The 21,219-nt window shown below is 74.2% G+C and carries 19 protein-coding genes; 6 read left to right on the plus strand and 13 right to left on the minus strand.

The annotated features are described in order from the left end of the window. Both ABZ452_RS00005 and ABZ452_RS00010 read right to left on the minus strand, forming a co-directional pair. A partial coding sequence (locus tag ABZ452_RS00005) for an extracellular solute-binding protein (protein ID WP_357937187.1) occupies positions 1-1,313 on the minus strand: 1,313 nt, incomplete at its 3' end. Between the two features lie 25 nt (positions 1,314-1,338). Next, positions 1,339-2,316 carry a LacI family DNA-binding transcriptional regulator gene (locus ABZ452_RS00010; RefSeq protein ID WP_357937189.1) on the minus strand — a complete coding sequence of 326 codons (978 nt, stop codon included), beginning with the start codon at positions 2,314-2,316 and terminating at the stop codon, positions 1,339-1,341. Between the two features lie 157 nt (positions 2,317-2,473). On the opposite strand from ABZ452_RS00010, the gene ABZ452_RS00015 reads away from it, so the two are divergent. Beyond that, on the plus strand, positions 2,474-4,567 hold the full coding sequence (locus ABZ452_RS00015) for a glycogen debranching N-terminal domain-containing protein (RefSeq protein WP_357937191.1): 2,094 nt from the start codon (positions 2,474-2,476) through the stop codon (positions 4,565-4,567). A 70-nt stretch (positions 4,568-4,637) separates the two neighbouring features. Here the strand turns inward: ABZ452_RS00015 and ABZ452_RS00020 are convergent, their stop codons facing one another. From ABZ452_RS00020 to truB, 8 genes are all read right to left on the minus strand, one after another. After that, positions 4,638-5,156, minus strand: a complete 519-nt coding sequence (locus ABZ452_RS00020; RefSeq protein WP_357937193.1) for a GNAT family N-acetyltransferase — start codon at positions 5,154-5,156, stop codon at positions 4,638-4,640. A gap of 311 nt (positions 5,157-5,467) precedes the next feature. Further along, on the minus strand, positions 5,468-6,403 hold the full coding sequence (locus ABZ452_RS00025) for an AraC family transcriptional regulator (protein WP_357937195.1): 936 nt from the start codon (positions 6,401-6,403) through the stop codon (positions 5,468-5,470). A gap of 221 nt (positions 6,404-6,624) precedes the next feature. Further along, the gene (gene dapB / locus ABZ452_RS00030) at positions 6,625-7,383 is read right to left on the minus strand and encodes a 4-hydroxy-tetrahydrodipicolinate reductase (RefSeq protein WP_357937197.1); all 759 of its coding nucleotides are present in this window, start codon (positions 7,381-7,383) and stop codon (positions 6,625-6,627) included. 59 nt (positions 7,384-7,442) lie between these two features. Continuing rightward, on the minus strand, positions 7,443-8,828 hold the full coding sequence (locus ABZ452_RS00035) for a pitrilysin family protein (protein ID WP_357938141.1): 1,386 nt from the start codon (positions 8,826-8,828) through the stop codon (positions 7,443-7,445). 140 nt (positions 8,829-8,968) lie between these two features. Further along, positions 8,969-11,353, minus strand: coding sequence for a polyribonucleotide nucleotidyltransferase (locus ABZ452_RS00040; protein ID WP_357937199.1), 2,385 nt, complete (start codon positions 11,351-11,353; stop codon positions 8,969-8,971). Between the two features lie 223 nt (positions 11,354-11,576). Next, entirely contained in the window at positions 11,577-11,846 is a 270-nt protein-coding gene (rpsO, locus tag ABZ452_RS00045) for a 30S ribosomal protein S15 (protein ID WP_067302624.1), read from the minus strand. Positions 11,847-12,049: 203 nt separating this feature from the next. Further along, positions 12,050-12,976: a bifunctional riboflavin kinase/FAD synthetase gene (locus ABZ452_RS00050; RefSeq protein WP_357937201.1), complete on the minus strand. Its 927-nt coding sequence runs from the start codon at positions 12,974-12,976 to the stop codon at positions 12,050-12,052. A gap of 30 nt (positions 12,977-13,006) precedes the next feature. Then, positions 13,007-13,891: a tRNA pseudouridine(55) synthase TruB gene (gene truB, locus ABZ452_RS00055; protein WP_357937203.1), complete on the minus strand. Its 885-nt coding sequence runs from the start codon at positions 13,889-13,891 to the stop codon at positions 13,007-13,009. A gap of 111 nt (positions 13,892-14,002) precedes the next feature. Here truB and ABZ452_RS00060 point away from each other — a divergent pair, with 111 nt between their 5' ends. The 5 genes from ABZ452_RS00060 to ABZ452_RS00080 all read left to right on the plus strand — a co-directional run bounded on the left by ABZ452_RS00060 (position 14,003) and on the right by ABZ452_RS00080 (position 18,590). Beyond that, the gene (locus ABZ452_RS00060; RefSeq protein ID WP_357937205.1) at positions 14,003-15,007 is read left to right on the plus strand and encodes a hypothetical protein; all 1,005 of its coding nucleotides are present in this window, start codon (positions 14,003-14,005) and stop codon (positions 15,005-15,007) included. A gap of 54 nt (positions 15,008-15,061) precedes the next feature. Next, entirely contained in the window at positions 15,062-16,069 is a 1,008-nt protein-coding gene (locus ABZ452_RS00065) for a hypothetical protein (RefSeq protein WP_357937207.1), read from the plus strand. 86 nt (positions 16,070-16,155) lie between these two features. Continuing rightward, positions 16,156-16,455: a hypothetical protein gene (locus ABZ452_RS00070; protein ID WP_357937209.1), complete on the plus strand. Its 300-nt coding sequence runs from the start codon at positions 16,156-16,158 to the stop codon at positions 16,453-16,455. A gap of 59 nt (positions 16,456-16,514) precedes the next feature. Then, the gene (locus tag ABZ452_RS00075; RefSeq protein ID WP_357937211.1) at positions 16,515-17,456 is read left to right on the plus strand and encodes a hypothetical protein; all 942 of its coding nucleotides are present in this window, start codon (positions 16,515-16,517) and stop codon (positions 17,454-17,456) included. A gap of 78 nt (positions 17,457-17,534) precedes the next feature. Further along, positions 17,535-18,590 carry a hypothetical protein gene (locus ABZ452_RS00080; protein ID WP_357937213.1) on the plus strand — a complete coding sequence of 352 codons (1,056 nt, stop codon included), beginning with the start codon at positions 17,535-17,537 and terminating at the stop codon, positions 18,588-18,590. Between the two features lie 16 nt (positions 18,591-18,606). Here ABZ452_RS00080 and ABZ452_RS00085 read toward each other — a convergent pair whose 3' ends face one another. The 3 genes from ABZ452_RS00085 to ABZ452_RS00095 all read right to left on the minus strand — a co-directional run bounded on the left by ABZ452_RS00085 (position 18,607) and on the right by ABZ452_RS00095 (position 21,153). After that, positions 18,607-19,932, minus strand: coding sequence for an MATE family efflux transporter (locus ABZ452_RS00085; RefSeq protein WP_357937215.1), 1,326 nt, complete (start codon positions 19,930-19,932; stop codon positions 18,607-18,609). 601 nt (positions 19,933-20,533) lie between these two features. Beyond that, complete coding sequence (locus ABZ452_RS00090; protein ID WP_208602894.1) at positions 20,534-20,743, minus strand: DUF6186 family protein; 210 nt, start codon at positions 20,741-20,743, stop codon at positions 20,534-20,536. Then, positions 20,743-21,153 carry a hypothetical protein gene (locus ABZ452_RS00095; RefSeq protein WP_357937217.1) on the minus strand — a complete coding sequence of 137 codons (411 nt, stop codon included), beginning with the start codon at positions 21,151-21,153 and terminating at the stop codon, positions 20,743-20,745. Before ABZ452_RS00095 ends, ABZ452_RS00090 begins: the two co-directional genes overlap by 1 nt. Positions 21,154-21,219: the final 66 nt, after the last annotated feature.

The raw sequence follows: 21,219 nt of genomic DNA on the forward strand, positions 1-21,219 counted from the left end.
GAGGGTGTCGCGCTTCCGGCGGCTGAGCAGCCAGCCGATCGCCGCGCCGCCGGCCAGCCCGGCGAGCAGCCGCCGAGCGCCGCCTTGGCGTTCTTGTCGAAGTTGGCCAGGGCCGTCTTCGGGTCACCGGTGGCCAGCCCCTGCAGGCCGGCCTCCAGGTCGCGCAGGACGCTGTCCATCTTCGGGGCGTTCACCGGGCCCTGGGCGTACGCGACGCCGTCGATGAACGGCTTGTCCGCCGGGAAGGCGCTGGAGTACTGGTCGCGGACGGACTGCCGCGACGGCATCACACCGAACGCCTTGGCGAAGGTCACCTGCTGGTCGCCCGCGGTCATCGCCTCGACGAACTTGATCGCCTGGTCCTTGAACTTCGACTTGGCGGCGATGCCCCAGCACTGGGTGAAGGACAGGGTGCCCTGCCCCTTGGGGCCGGCCGGCAGCGGCACGACCTTGTACTTCACGTTCGGGAAGTCGTTCTGCAGGGCGCCCTTGATCCAGTTGCCCTCGATGGTCATGACGGCCTTGCCCTTGCCGAACGCCTCACCGGACCAGCCGGAGTCGAGCTGCTTCGGGAACTTCGCGTAGCCGTTGGTGAGCAGGCCCTTCACGTACTGGAGGGCCTGGAGGTTCTCGGGGGTGTCGGCGGTGGGCTGCTTGCCGTCCTTGCTCATCAGCCAGCCGCCGTTCTGCACCATGAAGGCGCCGATCCGGTCGCGGGTGTCGCCGAGGGCGAGCGCCACCATCTTCTTCGCCTTGATCTTCTCGCTGACGGCGGTGAGCTGGTCCCACGTGGTCGGCACGTCGGCGTCGGTCAGGCCGGCCTTCGCCCACAGGTCGGTGTTGATCTCCAGGGCGAGGGTGGAGAAGTCCTTCGGCGCGCAGTAGAGCTTGCCGTCGTAGGTGAACGTCGTGCGCAGGCTCTCGTAGAAGTCGTCCGTGTTGCTGACCTTGTCGCCGTACGGCTCCAGCGCGCCGACGCTGGCGTAGTCGGCGAACCGGGTCGCGTCGACGTAGAAGACGTCCGGCGGGGTGCCGCCGGCCAGGGCCTGGCCGAGCTGCTGGGTGAGGTCCTGGGCCGGGGTGACGGTGGCCGTGTTGCCGCTGGACGAGGCCCACTTGGCGGCCGCGTCCTGCACCGCCTTGGTCTCGGCGTCGCCGGAGGAGCCGATCAGGATCTGGAGGCTGGCCGGGCCGCTGGACTGCTTGGTGTCGCTCTTGGAGTCGTCGAAGCCGCTGCCGCACGCGGCGGAGCCGAACAGGGCGACGGCGGCGAAGCCGGCCACCGCCGCCCGGGTGAGGGTGCGAGGTGTCATCTGACTCTCCTGATGGGGGATGTGGTCACGCCGTGTGCCGGAGCACCAGCGTGGGAGTGAGCAGCACACGGTGATCGGTGGGCTGGCCGTCGAGCAGGGTGGTGAGCAGGTCGACGCAGCGGGCGGCGGCCGCGGATAGGGGCTGGCTGACGCTGCTCAGCCCGACCGCGGCGGCCACCGGGGTGTCGTCGAAGCCGACGACGGCGACCGGCGCGGCCGAGTCGCGTGCGGCTTGGAGCGCGCCGAGGGCGAGCGAGTCGCTGGCGCAGACCACCGCGGTCGGCGGCACGTCGTGGGCGAGCAGGTCGCGCAACTCCCGCTCGCCCTCGGCGATGCCGTCCTCGCTTTCCCGGCGCAGGCCGGCGACGTCGTGGCCGGCCGCCGTCATGGTGGTACGCCAACCGGCGTACCGGTCGTCGCCGACGCCGGAGCCGGCCGGCCAGCCGAGGAAGGCGATCCGCTGGTGGCCGGCGTCGAGCAGGTGCCGGGTGACCTGGGCGGTGCCGGCGGCCCCGTCCACGTCGACCCACGGGTGCCCGTCGAGGGCGTCCCACGGCCGGCCGAAGGTCACGAACGGCACCTCACGCTCGGCCAGCCACGCCGTGCGCGGGTCGCCGTGCTTCGTGCCGGTGAGCACGAACGCGTCGAGGTCGTACGCGCCGAGCAGGTCGTCGTAGGTGGCGATCTCCTGGTCGTCGTCGCGGGCCGTGTAGAGCATGACCCGGTAGCCGGCGGCGTCGGCGGTCTCGGTGAGGCCGTGCAGGAAGCGGTCGAGCACCGAGCCGTTGATCCCGTCCCGGGTGGGCTCGATGCGGACGGCGATGAGGCGGGAGCGGCCGGTCCGCATCTGCCGGGCGGCCTGGTTGGCCCGGTAGCCGAGCGCGCTGATCGCCTCCTGCACCCGCCGCCGGGTCTCCTCGCGGACGATGTGCGGCGCGTTGAGCACGTTGGAAACCGTCTGCCGGCTCACCTGGGCATGCCGGGCCACCGTCGCGATGGTCACCTTTTCAGCCACTAAAACCCTCTCGCCGCCTTGAACGATCCAACTTCGATGGGGCAGGATTAGATCGTTCAAAGTTTCTGGAATGTTTCGCACTTTGCACCGGCCGGAGCCATCTGTCAAGACGTCGCCGGCCACCGATCAGCACCGGGAGTCCCCCTTGTCCGAACGCCACCTGCAACCCCTGCTGCACGACCTGGTCGGCGCGGTGCACGCCCCCACCAGCGCGCTGGGCGACGCGGCGGGCCAGATCCGGCCGCACGGCGTCCAGGGCGTCTTCCACGCCGACGCCCGGGTGCTCTCCCGCGCCGAACTGCGCCTGGACGGGCGGGAGCCGGAAGCGCTGGCCCGCGGGGCGGCCGGGCCGCACGGCGCCCGCTTCGTCGCCCTGGCCCGCTGGCTCGGCGACCCCACCCCCGACCCGACCGTGCGGGTCGAGCGCACCCGGCAGGCCGGCCCGCACGGCGTCACCGAGGAACTCGTCGTCTCGTCCACCGCCGCCGACCCGGTCCACACCACGGTCAGCGTGGACCTCGCCTGCGACCTCGCCCCGATCGAGCTGGTCAAGTCCGGCGGGAGCGGCGCGCCGCTGGAGGCGAAGGCCGGCGAGCCGGGCCGGATCCAGTGGGCCGCCGAGGGGCTCACCGTGACCGTCACCGGCGAGGCGGCCACCGTGGACGCCACCGGCGAGCGCGCCACCGCACCCCGGCTGACCTGGCCGGTCACGCTCGCCCCCGGCGAGTCCGTGACGCTGCGCTGGCGGCTCGCCGTCACCGACCCGAAGGCCGTGGTCACCGCCGCCCCACCCGGGCCCGGCTGGTCCGAGCCGGCCGTACGCGCCGACGACCGCCGCCTGGTCCGGCTCCTCGACCGCGCCCTGGGCGACCTGCGCGGCCTGCGACTGGCCGAGCCGGCCCACCCGGAGGACGTCTTCCTCGGCGCCGGCGTGCCCTGGTTCCTCACCCTCTTCGGCCGGGACAGCCTCTGGGCCGCCCGGATGATGCTGCCGCTCGGCACCGACCTGGCCGCCGGCACGCTGCGTGTGCTGGCCCGCCGGCAGGGCACCCGGATCGACCCGGCCACCGGCGAGGCGCCCGGCAAGATCATGCACGAGCTGCGCCGGCACGAGTTCACCCTCGACGAGGGGCTCCGGCTGCCGCCCGCCTACTACGGCACCGTCGACGCCACCATGCTCTGGGTCGGGCTGCTGCACGACGCCTGGCGGTGGGGGCTCCCCGCCGACCAGGTCGAGCCGCTGCTCCCCCACCTGGAGGCGGCGCTCGGCTGGCTCGGCGAGCACGCCGACGCCGACGGCGACGGCTTCATCGAGTACATCGACACCACCGGCCACGGCCTCGCCAACCAGGGCTGGAAGGACTCCGGCGACGCCGTGCGCTTCCGGGACGGCAGCCTCGCCCGGTCGCCCATCGTGCTGGCCGAGGTCCAGGGGTACGCGTACCAGGCCGCGGTGAACGGGGCCGACCTGCTCGACGCCTTCGGCCGCCCCGGCGCCGACCGGTGGCGCTCCTACGCCGACCGGCTCGCCGCCCGCTTCCGCGCCGCGTTCTGGGTCGACGGCCCGCACGGCCCGCAGCCCGCCCTGGCGCTCGACCGGGACAAGCGCCCCGTCGACTCGCTGACCAGCAACATCGGCCACCTGCTCGGCACCGGGCTGCTCTCGGACGCCGAATCCGCGCAGGTCGCCGCCCTGCTCTCGACCGAGGCCCTGGCGGGCGGTTTCGGGCTGCGCACCATGTCCACCGACGACGCCGGCTTCAGCCCGCTGTCCTACCACTGCGGGTCGATCTGGGCGCACGACACGGCCATCGTGCTCGGCGGGCTGGCCCGGGCCGGCCACCGCGCGGCGGCGCTCCGGCTCGCCGACGGCCTGCTGGCGGCCGCCGAGGCGTTCGACTACCGCCTCCCCGAGCTGTACGGCGGGGACGACCGGGCGGCGTTCGGCCGGCCGGTGCCGTACCCAGCGGCGTGCCACCCGCAGGCCTGGTCGGCGGCGGCCGCCGTGCTGCTCCTCCAGGCCGGCCTCGGCGTCTACCCCGACGTGCCCGCGGGCCGCGTCGACCTCCGCCCCCTGGCCGGACCCGAACTCGGAGCCCTCACGGCCACCGGCCTCCAGATCGCCGGCGCCCCGGTCACGGTGACCGTCGACCACACCGGCCACCCGACCCTGACCGGCCTCCCCGCGCCCCTGAGGATCCCCACCCCCCGCCAGGCCCCCACCCACACCCCCACCTGACCCCCGGGCCGCCCCACGCGGTTGATCATGAAGTTGTTGTCACGACACGCCACGGCCGGTGACAACAACTTCATGATCGACGGGGTGGGGTGGGGTGGGCAGGGATGGGGTGGTGGTGGGTCAGGTTGGGGGGGTGTTCGGCGATCAGTTCGTCGTCCTCCATGGCGCCGGTGGGGTGGAAGCCCAGGGAGGTGTAGAGGGTGGCCGCCGGGGTGTTGTCGGGGTGGTAGCTGAGGCGGACCGGGTGGCCGGCCTCGGCCAGCCAGTCGGTGAGGGTCCGCACGGCGGCGCGACCGACGCCGCGGTCCTGTTCGGCGGCGTCGATCACCATGCCGCCGATCCAGCGTGAGCCGTCGTCGTCCACACCCCACATGACGTGCCCGACCACCGACTCGTCCGCGCACACGGCGAGCGAGGTCCAGACGTCCGAGCGCATGGTCAGCACCAGGTAGCGGGCCGCCAGCGCCGGCACGAACGAACGCTGGTCGTCGCGGGGAGCGACGTCGGCCACCGCCCGCCAGTTGTCGTCGTCCACCGGCCGCAGGGTCACCCGGCGGCCGGCGCGGTCACGCTGCCCGGAATCGATCATGGCGGTCAGCCTAGGGCCGGCCCGCCCACCGGGCCATCGGTTTCGCCGCAGCCGAACCCGCCTCACCGGCCACCCACTCCCTCGACTGGCGCCCAACCAGGCGCCGCACGGCAGGCCACCCACACCCCGACCGAGCCTAACCAGGCGCCGCACGGCAGGCCACCCACACCCCGACCGCCGCCTCACCGGCCGCCGGCCCCCGGCACAGCGCTCCAGGTCGCCGAGGTGGCGGTGTCGACGGGCGTCGGACACCGCCACTTCGGCGACCTGGAGCCGGCCGACGCGGACAGCCCCCGCCAGCCGGCAGCCCGTCAGCCGGCCGGCGTTGTCGCGGCGGCGTCGAGGAACGGGCGCGGGTCGCCGGCGCCGAGGTCGGTGATCCCGGCGGTGTGCAGGGCGCCGATGGCCAGGGTGCGGCGCACGGCGGCGAAGGTGATCACGTGGCCGATGGTGCCGCCCAGGGTGTGGCTGGTCGGCGGCGTACAGGTGGTGTCGACGAAGGTGTCCGCCAGGGTGCCGGCGGCGAGCGTCCGGGCCACGAAGGCCCGCCAGTCACGCCCGGCGACCGAGTGCCGGGCGGCCAGCCCGGACACGGACCGGTCGCTCTCGTCGGGCCACTCGCCGCCGCGCAGCGCCGAGAGCCAGTGCTCCTCCTGGGTGACCATGGCGTTGATCAGCGAGCGGAGCGTGGGCTGCTCGTCGATGGTCTCCACGGACACGGTGACGGGCCGGTCGAGCACCTCCTCGTCGAGGGCGCCGGCGCGCTCGATGATCGCGGTGAGGGTCTGGACGTGGTGGTCGACCAGGTGCTGGAGAACGTTCATGGGAGTCTCCTGACGTGCCGCCGGCAGCCGCAGGCCACCGGGCGGTTGGAAGTGGACGCCGCTGGGGCAGGGCAGCTCCAGCTCGCGGAAGGTCAGCGGCGGGCGGCGCCGGAGCCCGGTGGGGGCGATGCCGTACAACCGCTGGAAGGCGCGGGTGAACGCCTCGTGCGAGCCGTACCCGGCCTCGACGGCGATGTCGAGGACGGTCCGGTCGCTGGTGGTGAGCCGGTGCGCGGCGCGCTCCAGGAGCAGGCGGCGGCGCATCGCGCCCGGCGGTTCCCCGGTGGCCGCGGCGACCAGCCGGTCGAAATGGAACCGGGACAGGTGGGCCCGGGCGGCCAGGTTCGCCGGCCCGGCCTCCGGGTCGTCCAGTGCTTCCTGGAGCCAGTCGAGGAGGCCGGTGAGTCCGTCCGTCTGGGTCATGTGCACAGCGTGCACCCGCCCGGGGCCGCGCCGCTTGATCGCCGTTGCGCCCCTGCGCGCCACCGGCCGCCGTCAGGTACGGCCGCCCGCGGCGGCGCCCGGTCACCGCCGGGCACGGCCACCCACGGTGGAACCGAACGGGCACGGCCACCGACGGTAGAACGGAACGGGCACGGCCGCCCACGGCCGAACCCAGCGAGCACGGGAGCCCGCGGCAGGGATCAGTCGAGCAGGGCGTCCAGGCCCACGGTGAGGCCCGGTCGGCGGCGCACCTCGCGCACCGCCAACAGCACGCCGGGCATGAACGAGGCCCGGTCGTACGAGTCGTGCCGGATGGTCAGCGTCTCGCCGGTGGTGCCGAAGAGCACCTCCTGGTGGGCGACCAGACCGGTGGCGCGGACGGCGTGGACGCGTACCCCGTCGATGTCGGCGCCGCGGGCGCCGGGGACCTCGTCCCTGGTGGCGTCGGGTGTGGGGCCGAGCCCGGCCTCGGCGCGGGCCTGCGCGACGAGCCGGGCCGTGTGGGTGGCGGTGCCGCTGGGCGCGTCGAGCTTGCGGGGATGGTGCTGCTCGATGATCTCGACCGACTCGAAGTGCCGGGCGGCGCGGGCGGCGAACTGCATCATCAGCACCGCGCCGATGCCGAAGTTGGGGGCGATCACCACGCCGACGCCGGGCTTGCCGGCCAGCCAGCCGCGCACCTGCTCCAGCCGCTGCTCGGTGAAGCCGGTGGTGCCGACGACCGCGTGAACGCCCTGGTCGATGCACCAGCGCAGGTTGTCCATGACGACGTCTGGGGTGGTGAAGTCGACGACCACGTCGGCGCCGGAGGCGGCGGAGAGGGCGTCGCCCTGGTCGATCGTCGCCACCAGGTCGAGGTCGGCGGCCGCGTCGACGGCCTTGCAGACCTCCATGCCCATGCGGCCGCGGCCGCCCAGCACGCCGACCCGCACCGGGGTCTTCTCCTGCTCGTCAGTCACGGGGCACAACCTATCCCAATCGGGACGCGGCCACCCCCGTGGACCGCGGAGCGGGACGGTCAGCGTGCGGCGAAGGCGGACCTGTCGAACGGGCCCACCACGGCGAGGGACATCGGCCGGGCGAGCAGTTCGGCGGCGAGGCCGTTGACGTCGTCCAGGGTCACCGCGTCGACCCGGGCCAGCAGCTCGTCGACCGGCATGAGGTTGCCGTAGAGGAGCTCGCCCTTGGCCAGCCGGCTCATCCGGGAGCCGGTGTCCTCCAGGCCGAGGACGAAGGAGCCCTTGCTCATCCCCTTGCCCCGGGCCAGCTCGGCCTCGGTGATCCCCGTGGCGGCCACCCGGGACAGCTCGGCCCGGGTCAGGTCCAGCACCTCGTCCACCTTGCCCGGGGCGCAGCCGGCGTAGACGGCGAAGAGGCCGCTGTCGGCGTACTGGCTCGCGTAGGAGTAGACCGAGTAGGCCAGGCCGCGCTGCTCGCGGATCTCCTGGAACAGCCGGCTGGACATGCCGCCGCCGAGCACGTTGTTGAGCACCCCGAGGGCGAAGCGCCGCTCGTCGGTGCGGTCGATGCCGGGGCAGCCGAGGATGACGTGCGCCTGCTCGGTCTCCTTCGGCTCGACCAGGGTGGCGGCCGGCTTGGTGCGTACCGCCGGGGTGGCCGCCCGGTGCGGGGCCGGCGTGGCCGGGTCGGTGTCCAGCGGGGTGCCGCGCAGCGCCTGCCGGACCAGCTTGACCACGGCGGCGTGGTCGAGGTTGCCGGCGGCGGCGATGACGATGTCCGGGGCGGTGTAGCGGCGGCGGTAGAAGCTCTGGATCTGCCGCCGGGTCATCGGGGTGACCGTCTCCTCGGTGCCGGAGATCAGCCGGCCGAGGGGGTGGTCGCCGTAGACGGCGCGGGCGAACAGGTCGTGCACCTCGTCGCCGGGCTCGTCGTCGTGCATGGCGATCTCTTCGAGGATGACCCCGCGTTCGGTCTCCACGTCGGGTGCGGCGAGCACCGAGTCGGCGACCAGGTCGCACATGACGTCGATGGCCAGCGGCAGGTCCTCGTCCAGCACCCGGGCGTAGTAGCAGGTGTATTCCTTGGTGGTGAAGGCGTTGGTCTCGCCGCCCACCGCCTCGATCTCGGAGGAGATCTCCAGGGCGCTGCGCTTGTTGGTGCCCTTGAAGAGCAGGTGCTCCAGGAAGTGCGCGGCGCCGGCCTGCGGCCCGGTCTCGTCGCGGGAGCCGACCGCCACCCAGATGCCGAACGAGACGCTGCGCATCGCCGGGATCGCCTCGGTGAGCACGCGCAGGCCGCTGGGGAGCACGGTGCGGCGGACGGTGCCGCCCAGCGGGTCGTCGCTGAGGGTGCGGGTGATCGCCCGGGCCGCTCCGCCCGCGGGGCGCGCGACCCCGGACGACGTGACCCCCCGTCGAGCCGCCGGGGAGGACGAACGCCGGATCCGACTCACGAGGAACCTGCTCTCAGTTCGACGAGGGGTGGGTGGTGCGGTGATGACTCCGGCCCAGCGGCTGACGCGCGACGGGCGGGAGCAGTCACCGGCCGGGTGACGCCATGGGCGTCACCCGGCCGGTGGATGGATCAGCTGTGCCGGGTACGGCGCCGCGGACGGCCGTCGCCGCCGCCCTCGCCGCCGCCCTCGCCGCGCTCCGGGCCCCGGCCGCCGCGCTCGCGGTCGCCGCCGCGCTCACGGTCGCCGCGGTCGCGCGGGCCACGGTCGCCGCCGCGGTCCCGGCCGGCCGGACGCTCGCCGCCCTCGGCGGCCTCACCGGCGGCCGGCGCCTCGGCGCCCTCCGGACGGATCTTGTCCAGGTAGATCTTCCCGCGGGCGTCGATGTCCGCGATCTCCACCTCGACCCGGTCGCCGACGTTGAGGAAGTCCTCGACCTTCTCGACCCGCTTGCCGTCGCCCACCTTGGAGATGTGCAGCAGGCCGTCGCGGCCCGGGAGCAGCGAGATGAAGGCGCCGAACGCGGCGGTCTTCACCACCGTGCCGAGGAACCGCTCCCCCACCTTCGGCAGGGTCGGGTTGGCGATGCCGTTGATCCGGTCCACCGCCGCCTGGGCGGACGGGCCGTTGGTGGCGCCGACGTAGATGGTGCCGTCGTCCTCGATGGAGATCTCGGCGCCGGTCTCGTCCTGGATGGCGTTGATGGTCTGGCCCTTCGGGCCGATCACCATGCCGATCTTGTCGACCGGGATCTTCACGGTGGTGACCCGCGGGGCGTACTCCGACATCTCGGCCGGCGCCTCGATGGCCCGCTTCATCACCTCGAGGATGGTCTGCCGGGCCTCGTTCGCCTGCTGGAGCGCGGCGGCCAGCACGTCCGACGGGATGCCGTCGAGCTTGGTGTCGAGCTGGAGCGCGGTGACGAATTCCGGCGTGCCCGCGACCTTGAAGTCCATGTCGCCGAACGCGTCCTCGGCGCCGAGGATGTCGGTCAGCGTCACGTACTGGGTCTTGCCGTCCACCTCGTCGGAGATGAGGCCCATGGCGATGCCGGCGACCGGCGCCTTCAGCGGCACACCGGCCGAGAGCAGGCCCAGCGTCGAGGCACAGACCGAGCCCATCGAGGTGGAGCCGTTGGAGCCGAGCGCCTCGGAGACCTGCCGGATGGCGTACGGGAACTCCTCGCGCGACGGCAGCACCGGGATCAGCGCCCGCTCGGCGAGAGCGCCGTGGCCGATCTCGCGCCGCTTCGGCGAGCCGACCCGGCCGGTCTCACCGGTCGAGTACGGCGGGAAGTTGTAGTTGTGCATGTAGCGCTTGCGGTTCTCCGGGGACAGGGTGTCCACCATCTGCTCCATGCGCAGCATGTTCAGCGTGGTGACGCCCAGGATCTGGGTCTCGCCCCGCTCGAACAGCGCCGAGCCGTGCACCCGCGGCAGCACGCCGACCTCGGCGGTCAGCGGGCGGATGTCGCGCGGGCCGCGGCCGTCGATGCGGACCTGCTCGCGCAGCACCCGGTTGCGGACCTCGGACTTGGTCAGCGACCGGAAGGCGGCGGAGAGCTCCTTCTCGCGGCCCTCGAACCGACCGCCGAGCTCCTCGGCGACCTTGGCCTTGACCCGGTCCAGGGCCTCCTCGCGGTCCGCCTTGCCGGCGATCTTGAGGGCCTCGGCGACCTCGGCGCGGACCAGGTCGGCCACCGCCTGGTAGACGTCGTCCTGGTAGTCCAGGAAGACCGGGAACTCGGCGACCGGCTTGGCGGCCACCTCGGCCAGCTCGCTCTGCGCGCGGCACAGCTCGCGGATCGCCGGCTTGGCGGCCTCCAGGCCGCTGGCCACGATCTCCTCGGTCGGGGCGGTGGCGCCGCCCGCGATCAGGGCCACGGCGTTCGGCGTCGCCTCGGCCTCGACCATCATGATCGCGACGTCGCCGTCGGCCAGCGCCCGGCCGGCCACGACCATGTCGAAGGTGGCCCGGGCCAGCTCCTCCAGGGTCGGGAAGGCGACCCACTGGCCGTCGACGTGCGCGACCCGGGTCGCGCCGATCGGGCCGGAGAACGGCAGGCCGGAGAGCTTGGTGGACATCGAGGCGGCGTTGATCGCCACCACGTCGTACGGGTGCTGCGGGTCGAGGGCCAGCACGGTCTCGACGACCTGGACCTCGTTGCGCAGGCCCTTGACGAACGACGGGCGCAGCGGCCGGTCGATCAGCCGGCAGGTGAGGATGGCGTCCTCGCTGGGCCGGCCCTCGCGGCGGAAGAACGAGCCGGGGATCCGGCCCGCGGCGTACATCCGCTCCTCGACGTCGACGGTCAGCGGGAAGAAGTCGAACTGCTCCCGGGGCTGCTTGCCGGCGGTGGTGGCGGAGAGGACGACCGTCTCGCCGAGCTGGGCGATGACGGAGCCGGCGGCCTGACGGGCCAGCCGGCCGGTGGAGAAGGTGATCTCGCGGGTGCCGAAGGACCCGTTGTCGATCACGGCGGTGCGGGATTCGGTGCCGAGGTTGGTCTCGGTCATGTGCTGTGGTGCTCCTTCGCGTCGTCGGCCCACGACACGGGGAACTGCTCAGGCGGCCGGTCTTCGATCGAAGCGCCCGGGTGGCCGGCATGATGCCGGCGTTCCCGGGGGCCACTACCGGAGACCGGTGCGCTGACCGGCTCCCTCTCGGTCGGTCGTGTGGCCGGGTTCTTCTGGTGGTACCGGAACGGGGGAGCGGCCGACCGGCCACTCCCCCGTCACGTCATCGGCGCAGGCCGAGCCGCTCGATGAGCGACCGGTAGCGGTTGATGTCCTTCTTCTGGACATAGTTGAGCAGCCGGCGGCGACGGCCGACCAGCAGCAGCAGCCCGCGGCGGCTGTGGTGGTCGTGCTTGTGCACCTTCAGGTGCTCGGTGAGCTCGGCGATCCGCTTCGTGAGGACCGCGACCTGCACCTCCGGCGAACCGGTGTCGCCCTCGGCGGTCGCGTACTCCGAGCGGATCTTGGCCTTGGCTTCCTGGTCGAGCGCCATGTTCTCCCTGTTTCGTGGAACGTTAGATGAGGTCCGGATCGGTCGGAGTGACCGGGAAACGGACCGGTTCCTCGCACCCGCGGCGTCGTGCAGGCACGCGAGGCCCCACGTCGGTCAGCCGACGTCCCTGCCAGACTACCAGCCCGGCGGGGAACCGCCCGGTGAAGGGCCGCCAAGAGAGCGGCCGACCGGCTCCGGCGCGCTCAGCCGACCGCCCGGCGGGTCCGCTCCACGTCCTCGGCGATCTGGGCCACCAGCGGCTCGATTGCGTCGTACGTCCGTTGTTCCCGCAGGTGCGCCACGAAGTCCAGGGCCAGCCGCTCGCCGTAGAGATCGCCCGTGAAGTCCAGCGCGTACGCCTCCACCCGGCGCTCCCGCCCGGAGAACGTCGGGTTCGTGCCGATGGAGACCGCCGCCGCGAGGGGCTCACCGCCCCGGCGCACCAGCCGGGCCGCGTACACCCCGTCGGCGGGGATCGCCGCGTACCGGTGGGTCAGCAGGTTCGCGGTCGGGTAGCCCAGCTCACGCCCGCGCTGGTCACCGCGGACCACCACGCCCTCGACCCGGTGCGGGCGGCCCAGCGCGGCGGCCGCCGCGGCCACGTCGCCCGCGTCGACGCAGGAGCGGATGTACGTGGAGGAGAAGACCGTGCCGGCCTCGGCGACCAGCGGGCCGCCCTCCACCGCGAAGCCGAAGGTGCGGCCCAGCCGCTCCAGCAGCGCCACGTCGCCGGCCGCCCGGTGCCCGAACCGGAAGTTGTCGCCGACCACCACGAGCGCGGCGTGCAGGTGCTCGACCAGGATGTCGTGCACGAACGCCTCGGCCGGCAGCCGGGAGAACTCCGGGGTGAACGGCACGACGCAGAGCACGTCGACACCGAGCGCCTCGATCAGCTCGGCCTTGCGGGCCGGCTCGGTGAGCACGGCCGGGTGCGAGCCGGGGCGCACCACCTCGGCCGGGTGCGGGTCGAAGGTCACCACCACCGACTTGACGCCCAGCTCACGGGCCCGCGCCACGGCGTGGCCGATGGTGGCCTGGTGGCCCTTGTGCACGCCGTCGAAGACGCCGATGGTGACCACCGAACGCCCCCAGCCGCCGGGCGCCGCCTCGTACCCCCGCCACCGCTGCATGCCGCTCCTCCCCTGTCCGCCCACGCGCCGTCAGGCGGGGGCCAGCACGATCTCCGCGCGGGCCCGCCCGTCCCGCTCGCTGACGATAGCGATCAGCCCGCCGTCCGGGCCGAAGACCGCGTACGGCCCGGCGACGCCGGCCGGGTCCAGCGGCCCGCCGTGGGAGAGCACCCTGGCCTCCTCGGGTGTGGCGTCCCGGCGCGGGAAGAACCGGCCGGCGGCCGCGTCCAGCGGCAGGTTCACCACGTCCGGCGCGCGCTGCTCCAGCGCGTCGAGGGTGGCCGCCTCGGCCAGGGTGAACCCGCCCACCGCGGTGCGGCGCAGCGCGGTGAGATGGCCGCCGACCCCGAGCGCCAGGCCCGCGTCCCGGGCGATGGCCCGGATGTACGTCCCGGACGAGCAGGTGACGTCCACGTCGACGTCCACCAGGTCCGGGGTGTCCCGGCGGATCGCCAGCACGTCCAGCCGCGAGATGGTCACCCGGCGGGCCGGCAGCTCGACGCTCTCCCCCTCGCGTACCCGCTTGTACGCCCGCTGTCCGTCGATCTTGATGGCGCTGACCGCGCTGGGCACCTGGTCGACCTCGCCGGTGAGCGCGGCGAGCGCGGCGCGGACCGCCTCGTCGGTGACCGCGCCGGCCGGGGTGCTGGCGATCACGTCGCCCTCGGCGTCGTCGGTGACCGTCGCCTGGCCCAGCCGGATCGTCGCCGTGTAGCTCTTGCCGGCGCCGATGACGTAGGTGAGCAGCCGGGTGGCCCGGCCCACGCCGATCACCAGCACGCCGGTGGCCATCGGGTCCAGCGTGCCGCCGTGCCCCACCCGCCGGGTGCGGGCCAGCCGCCGGATCCGGGCCACCACGTCGTGCGACGTCATGCCGCCGGGCTTGTCGACCACGATCAGACCGTCTGTGCTCACGACGGCCAAGCCTGCCAGACGGCGGTGATCGGCCCTGCGGGGGATACCGCCCTGATCGACCCGGGTGTCAAGATCATGCGCCCCTCGCCCCACTCCTGCCCGGGAAGCACGATGAGCAGCGACGACTTCACCCCCGAGCCACCGCGGCTCGACCGCCCCTCTACGGGCGGCCCGGAGGAGATCCCGGACTGGGTACGCCAGCTGGAGCGGGAGATCCGGGTCGGCCCCGCCACCCGGCTGCGCATCTGGTTCGGCCGGCACGCCCGCGGCCTGCGCCTCGGCGTCGGCGCCGTGCTGGCGCTCGCGTTGCTGGCGTACCTCGGCGCGGCCGGATACCGGCACGTCCGGCGCCCGGCCGACCCGCCCCGGGCGTACCCGACGGTGAGCCCGCCCGCCGGCATCCAGGCGACCACCGCGGCGTCGCCGCCCCCGGCCGCCGGGCCGTTCGACGGCACCCCGGCGGGGGCCTTCCCGGAGGGCGCGGCCGGGATCACGCTGCCCCCGGCGAAGGCGACCGGCGGTTTCACCGCGAAGCAGGTGTCCGCCACGCTCACGAAGATCCGGACCGCGCTGGTGACCGCCCGGCTCGACCGCGCCTTCATGACGGCGAAGGACCGCGAGCGGTTGGTGCGGCAGTTCGCCCCGGACGCCCGCCGCCACCTCCGCGAGGAGGTCAGCGACGCGAGCTTCATCAGCGTGGCGACCCGGCTCGCGCCCGGCGCCCGGCTGCTGCCGGACCAGCCCCGGGTGAAGGGCCGGGTCACCTACCGGGCGAGCCGGGACGAGCAGGGGGTCCGGATGCTCCGGGTGACCACCAACTTCGTCTGGGCGTACGCCTTCCTGAGCCCGGGGGCCGCGCCCGGTGACGCGGTGGTGGTCGTGCACGACACCCTGGTCTGGGAGGTGCCCCACCCGGACGACGTCCGTTCCCGGGACAACGGTCTCTGGCTCACGGACATGGGCTCGTACGCCTCGAACGTCGACTGCGCGGCCTTCCACAAGGGACTGCTCGACCTCGGCAAGGGGGGCGACGGGAAGCCGGTCGCCACCCCCACCCCGGACCGCGACTCCCTGTACGACCCGGACCGCTCGCTGGACATTCCCGACACCTGCTGACCCGGCACGTCCGGCCCGACCACCCCCGCCCCCCGTGAACCGCTGGGAACCGAGATGACCGAGCACGCACCCGCCCCCGAACCCGGCCGTCCCGACCAGCCGTATCCGCCCGCCGACGGGCTGGGGACGGTCCCCGACTGGCTGCGCCGGCCGGCCGTGACGGCCGAGCCGGACCGCTCCGACCGGTTCCGCATCTGGCTGGGCGACCACTCGGGCAAGCTGCTCGGCGGCGTCGCCGCCCTGCTGGTGCTCGCCTTCTTCGGGCTGGTCGCCACTGGCGGCTACCTGGGCATCCAGCGCTGGGCGCAGACGCCCACGGCGTACCCGACGATCAGCCAGCCGGTCGGCGAGCAGGCCGTGACGTCGGCGTCGCCGCCCCCGGCGGCCGGCGCCTTCGACGGCACGCCGGCCGCCGGCTTCCCCGAGGGGGCGGCGGGGATCGCCCTGCCCGCCGCGAAGCGGACCGGGCCGTTCACGGAGAAGCAGGTGGCCGCCGCGCTGGCGAAGGTCCGCAAGGCACTGGTGACCAGCCGGCTGGACCGGTCGTTCATGACCGCCGGCAGCCCGGAACGGCTCGTCCGGCAGTTCGCGCCGGACACCCGCGCGAGCATCCGCAAGGACTTCGCCGGTGGCACCTTCGGCACCTACGCCACGCGGCTCGGGCCCGCGACCCACCTGACGAAGCACCAGCCCCGGGTGAAGGGACGGGTGACCTACCGGGCGACCCGCACCGACGACGGGATCCGGATGCTCGAGGTCACCACCAACTTCGTCTGGGTGTACGCCCTCCAGCGCGAGGGCGTCGCTCCGGCGGACAGCGTCGTCGTGGTGCACGACACCGTGGTCTGGCAGGTGCCGCACTCGGACGACGTGGCCGACAGCTCCGCCGGCCTGTGGCTGCGCGACGGGGACGCCTACGTCACGAACGTGGAGTGCGCCGGCCTGGACAAGGGCCTGCTGGAGGTGGAGGTCACGCCCACCTATGGCGGTCCGGGCGGCTGGGAGGACCCGGACGCCGCGTTCGACCCGGACCGCTCCCTCGAGGTCCAGGACCCCTGCTGACCCGCGCCGGACCGGGGTCGCGCGGTCGGCCCCGGTCCGGCACACTGCCGCCACCCCCCGTCGCACCAACCCCCAGGAGCCCCCGCATGAGCGCCACCCCGCCGTCGCACGAGCACCGTCCCCGGGTCGACCTGCCCGAGTGGATGCGGAACCCGGAGCCGCCGCGCCGCACCCTCGGCCGCCGCCTCTCCGACCTCGTCGACGGCGTGCCGGCGCTGGCGGCGACGCGGCGGCGGCTCTGGGCGTGGCGGGACCGCACCCGGTTCAGCGAGCGGCACCCGGCGCTCTCCGCGATCGTGTCCTTCGTGGTGGTGGCCGTGGTGGCCACCGTCCTGGTGGTCGGCACGCTCTACCTGCTCTACAAGATCACGCATCACGAGCTCTGACCCGCGGTGCGGGTACGAAGATCAGCCGCCAAGCCGCTCCGAACACCTCGGGATGCCACATGACCACCGAAGACGAGACCACCCCACCGGTGGCCCCGGGCCGATACGACGTCGCCACCCGCGGTGAGGCCGTCCGGCTGCCGGACTGGATGACCGGCGAGGACGCGGCGACCCCGTTGACCCGCGGGGAGCGCATCCGGCTCGTGTGGTCCCGGGGGCGCGGCAAGCGCCACGTCGCCGGTGTCGTGCTGCTGGCGCTGGCACTCCTCGGCGCCACGGCCACGCTCGGTCACGTCGCGGTCGACCGGATCCGGGCCGGCACCGCCCAGCCGACGGCCTCGCCCACGCCGTCTCCGGTGCCGCTGAGCCAGGTCGGCGAGCCGCGGGACCTCTTCGCCGGGAGCGCCGCGGCGGACTTCGCGGTCGGCCAGGAGGCGCTCACGCTGCCCCGGGCCACCGCTACCGGACCGTTCACCGCCGCGGAGGTGGCCGCGGCCCTGACCCGGGTCCGCACGGCGCTCACGGCGGCCCGCCTCGATCTGGCCATGCTCCTCGGCGACCCCGAGCCGTTCCTGGCCCTCCTCGCGCCGGACGCCCGCCGGGAGCTGGCGCGCGACTTCGACGGCAACACCTTCCTGAACTACGCCACCCGGATCGGCTCCCGTGACGAGGCCGGGGAGGTCAGGGCCCGGGGGACGATCCGCTACCGGGCCACCAGGAACGAGAACGGCGTCCCGGTGCTGGAGATCACCACCGCATACGTCTGGGTGTACGCGTTCGACGTGCCGCGCACCACCCCGGGCCAGGCGGGTCTGGCGGCGATCCGCGACGAGGTCGTCTGGCACGTCCCCCGGTCGGACGGGCTGCCCGCCGCGCAGCGCGGGCTCTGGCTCGTGTCGGCGCGGGCGAGCACCAGCAACGTCGAGTGCTCCCGCCTGGCGGAGGGCTTCGTCACGGTCTACCCGTGGATGGGCGGGCCGGGGTCGTTCAAGCCCTGTTGACGGCGCCGGGGGCTACCGCGTCGGGCGACAAGGTGGGACACTCGGTGACATCTCGCCCACTCCTGACCGGGGGCCGCGATGACCGACGATCGGCCGGACTCCGCACCACCACGCCAGCCCGCCGGGCCACCGGGCCACCGGCCCGGACCGCCCGGCCACCCGCCCGGACCGCCCGGACCGCCGGCGGGCCCGGAGTGGCAGCGCCGGCCGCCGCCCGGCGCGGGTGATCCGGGCCGCGACGGGGGGTTGCGGGGCTGGCGGAGCCGGCACCCCGGCTCCCTGCTGACCGGCGTGACGGCGCTGCTGCTGCTCGCCTTCGTCGGGGTGGTCGGCGGGGCCATCCTGGTGTCGATGCCGTCCTCGGGCGGGACGCCGGTGGTGTTCCCGACGTTCGGCCCGCCGCCCGGCGCACCGGCGGCCACGTCCGCGGCACCGGCCGCCACGTCCGCCGCGCCACGGACGTCCGGCCCCTTCGACGGCACCCCGGCCGCCGGGTTCCCGCAGGGGCAGGCGGGGATCGTCCTGCCGGCCGCCAAGCGGACCGGCCCGTTCACCGAGAAGCAGGTGGCGGCCACCCTGGCGAAGGTCCGGACGGTCCTGGTGACCGCGCGGCTGGACCGCCGGTTCATGACCGCGGACGACCCGGAGCCGCTCATCCGGCAGTTCGCCCGGGACGCCCGCGCCGACATGCGCAAGAGCTTCGCGTCGGACACCTTCGCCGCGTACGCCACCCGGCTGGCGCCCGGCGCCCGGCTCACCGACGACCAGCCCAGGGTGAAGGGGCGGATCAGCTACCGGGCCACCAAGGACGCCGACGGCGTGCGGATCCTGGCGGTGACCACCAACTTCGTCTGGTCGTACGCCTTCGAGACCGGCAGCACCGCGCCGGGCGACGGGCTGGTCGTCGTGCACGACACGGTGGTCTGGAGCATGCCGCATCCCGACGACGTCGACCGCGGCTCGAACGGGCTGTGGATCGAGGACGCGAACTCGTACGCCGCCAACATCGACTGCGCGGCCTTCGACAAGGGCCTGCTCGACCTGGGCACCAGCAACACCGGCGGCCCGGACGGCCCGGACCAGGACGCGGTCTTCGACCCGGCCGCGACGCTGGACCTCCCGGACACCTGCTGACGGCCGGCGGCCGTGGTCAGCGGACCGCGCCGACGACCGCCCAGCCGCCGGACCGCAGGCGCAGCAGCAGGGCGACCAGCCGGAGCACCACGAACAGGGTCAGCCCGGCCCAGATCCCGCCCAGCCCGAGGTCGAGCCCGTAGGCCAGCCAGATGGCCGGCAGGAAACCGCCCAGCGCCGCCACGATGGTCAGGTTGCGCAGGTAGCGGACGTCCCCCGCACCGATCAGCACGCCGTCCAGGGCGAACACCACGCCGCCGATCGGCTGGAGCGCCACGAACCAGGGCCAGGCGACCATGGCCTGCTCGCGTACCTGCGGATCGGAGCTGAACCACGACGGCACCAGGCCGGCGCCGGCGGCGATGAGCACCGCGAACGCCACACCGCAGAGCCCGCCGAGCAGGGCGATCCGCCGGGCGAGGGCGCGCGCCGCGGCGGCGTCGCCGGCGCCGAGCGCCGCGCCGATCAGGGACTGCGCGGCGATCGCCAGGGCGTCCAGCACCAGGGCGGTGAAGAACCAGAGCTGCACGGCGATCTGGTGCGCGCCGACCGCGGCGGCCCCGAACCGGGCGGCCACGGCGGTCGCGGACAGGAAGCTGGCCTGGAAGGCGACGCCCCGGATGAGCAGGTCCCGGCTGAGCGTCAACTGCTGGCCGATCAGCCGGGGCCGGGGGCGCAGCGGGACCCGCTCGCGGAACAGGGCCGCCGCGAAGAGGCAACCGGAGATGGTCTGCGCCACCACGTTCGCCACGGCCGAGCCGGCCAGGCCGAGCCCGGCCGGGTAGACCAGCAGTGGGCAGAGCAGCGCGGAGAGCAGGTTGGGACCGAGCACGAAGAGCAGCGGCCGCCGGGTGTCCTGGATGCCGCGCAGCCAGCCGTTGCCGGCCGCCGCCAGCAGCAGCCCGGGCGCGCCGAGCGCCGCGATCCGCAGCCAGGTCGCGGCCGCGTCGGCCACGTCGCCGGGGCCGCCGGCGAGGGTACGCGCCAGCCACCCGCCGCCGACCTGCATGGCGAGCGCCACCAGCACCCCGACGCTCAGGGCGAGCCAGGACGCCTGCACGCCCTCGGCCACCGCCGAGGCCCGGTCACCCGCGCCGAACCGCCGGGCCGACCGCCCCGTGGTCCCGTACGCCACGACGGTGCCGAGCCAGGCGGTCAGCGTCAGCACGGTGCCGCCGATGGCGAGCGCGGCGAGCGGGACCCGCCCGAGGTGCCCGACGACCGCCGTGTCGACCAGGACGTAGAGCGGCTCGGCCGCGAGGACCACGAGGGCCGGCAGGGCGAGCGCGGCGATCCGCCGGGCCGTGGCGGACTGGACGGCGGGCGCGACTGTCTGACTCATCGCCGCCGATCCTGGCACGCCCCGCGTAAGGGACGCAACCCTGCCCACTACTTACCGGCCGGTGCCACCCCCGGGTCGATCACCCAACGGGTGATCGCGCGGCGGGCGGAGATCGAGGCGACCGGAGCGGCGGTGACGTCGTGGAACGGCGTCACCGCCGGGCGGCCACCGTCACTGGCGGGTGTCCATCGAGGTCTGCAGTGCGCGGCGCATCTGCTCGCGCGCCTCGTCGGTGGTGTTCTCGGTCTGCGGCTTGCGCTTGGTCGCCATGGGAGTTCCCTTCCAGGGTGCGGACCACCGACGCACGGCGGCCCTACGGGGCGATCCGACGTTCCGGCCCGGCGCGCCTTCCGCCGCGCCGCGACCTGGAGCCGTCGGCCTGCTGAGCGCCGGCAGTGCGGTCCGGGATCACCGGAGCGGCTCGTCGGCAGCGTGTGCCCGGGTCGGTCTGACCCTGGAGGGAGGCGGCACCGGGTGAGGCACCACCGCCCCGTGACCAGCGCCGAAGCGCCGGCCCTCACCCAAATTAACGTTCACTTTCCACATGCTGCCCACTGTTCCCGCAATGCGGACAGCACGGAACGACGCCCGGCGGCGCGCCTCACCGGGCCAGGAAGTGCCAGCCCAGCCACCACCAGAAGCCGAACAGGCCGATCCGCCCGACCGGCACGGGCCCGACCTCGTAGCGCATCACGAAGGCGCAGACGTCGGCCAGGGACGGGATGCGCGAGCCCTCCCGCCGGGCGGCCCACTCGACCGCCGCGAAGAGCAGCAGCGCGGCCAGGAAGCCGCCGATCGCCAGGGTGCGCATCATCGCCGGACCAGCCCCCAGAACGCGGTCAGCCAGGCGAACCAGCCCGCCGAGCGGACCAGCTGATCCTCCAGCAGGGGGTCGGCCAGCCGGGAGAACGTGGGGAACTCGTCTCCCACCGACAGCACGAAGGTCGCGCCCTCCAGGACGCCGAAGACGGTGACCGGCAGCAGCCACCAGAGCGCGCCGGACGGCAGCCGCCGCGGCGCCGGCCGCCGGGGCGGCACCCGGTTGCTCAGGCCGACCCAGATCAACGCCCCGCCGGTGCCCAGGGTGTAGAGGTTGGCCGCGGCGGAGAAGGATGGCATCTGCCCGCCGACCAGGGAGAGGCAGATCAGCACCGGCACGGAGACGACCGGGCGGTCCCAGGCCCGGGGCGCCTCGACGGTGAGCTCACGGGGGTGATCCATCACCCGATTGTCCCCAGCGTCACGAAACGCGGGAAGACCGGCGCGCCCCGGAGTCACCCCCGGTTC

Origin of the sequence: Micromonospora sp. NPDC005707, assembly GCF_040631005.1 — a bacterium.
Classification (GTDB): domain Bacteria; phylum Actinomycetota; class Actinomycetes; order Mycobacteriales; family Micromonosporaceae; genus Micromonospora.

What these genes read in the sequence shown, in the direction of transcription:
- ABZ452_RS00020 (WP_357937193.1), bottom strand. Translation starts at nt 5,156, where the DNA reads ATGATCGATTCCGGGCAGCGTGACCGCGCCGGCCGCCGGGTGACCCTG.
- ABZ452_RS00025 (WP_357937195.1), bottom strand. Translation starts at nt 6,403, where the DNA reads ATGACCCAGACGGACGGACTCACCGGCCTCCTCGACTGGCTCCAGGAA.
- ABZ452_RS00040 (WP_357937199.1), bottom strand. Translation starts at nt 11,353, where the DNA reads ATGACCGAGACCAACCTCGGCACCGAATCCCGCACCGCCGTGATCGAC.
- rpsO (WP_067302624.1), bottom strand. Translation starts at nt 11,846, where the DNA reads ATGGCGCTCGACCAGGAAGCCAAGGCCAAGATCCGCTCGGAGTACGCG.
- ABZ452_RS00050 (WP_357937201.1), bottom strand. Translation starts at nt 12,976, where the DNA reads ATGCAGCGGTGGCGGGGGTACGAGGCGGCGCCCGGCGGCTGGGGGCGT.
- ABZ452_RS00060 (WP_357937205.1), top strand. Translation starts at nt 14,003, where the DNA reads ATGAGCAGCGACGACTTCACCCCCGAGCCACCGCGGCTCGACCGCCCC.
- ABZ452_RS00065 (WP_357937207.1), top strand. Translation starts at nt 15,062, where the DNA reads ATGACCGAGCACGCACCCGCCCCCGAACCCGGCCGTCCCGACCAGCCG.
- ABZ452_RS00070 (WP_357937209.1), top strand. Translation starts at nt 16,156, where the DNA reads ATGAGCGCCACCCCGCCGTCGCACGAGCACCGTCCCCGGGTCGACCTG.
- ABZ452_RS00075 (WP_357937211.1), top strand. Translation starts at nt 16,515, where the DNA reads ATGACCACCGAAGACGAGACCACCCCACCGGTGGCCCCGGGCCGATAC.
- ABZ452_RS00080 (WP_357937213.1), top strand. Translation starts at nt 17,535, where the DNA reads ATGACCGACGATCGGCCGGACTCCGCACCACCACGCCAGCCCGCCGGG.
- ABZ452_RS00085 (WP_357937215.1), bottom strand. Translation starts at nt 19,932, where the DNA reads ATGAGTCAGACAGTCGCGCCCGCCGTCCAGTCCGCCACGGCCCGGCGG.
- ABZ452_RS00090 (WP_208602894.1), bottom strand. Translation starts at nt 20,743, where the DNA reads ATGCGCACCCTGGCGATCGGCGGCTTCCTGGCCGCGCTGCTGCTCTTC.
- ABZ452_RS00095 (WP_357937217.1), bottom strand. Translation starts at nt 21,153, where the DNA reads ATGGATCACCCCCGTGAGCTCACCGTCGAGGCGCCCCGGGCCTGGGAC.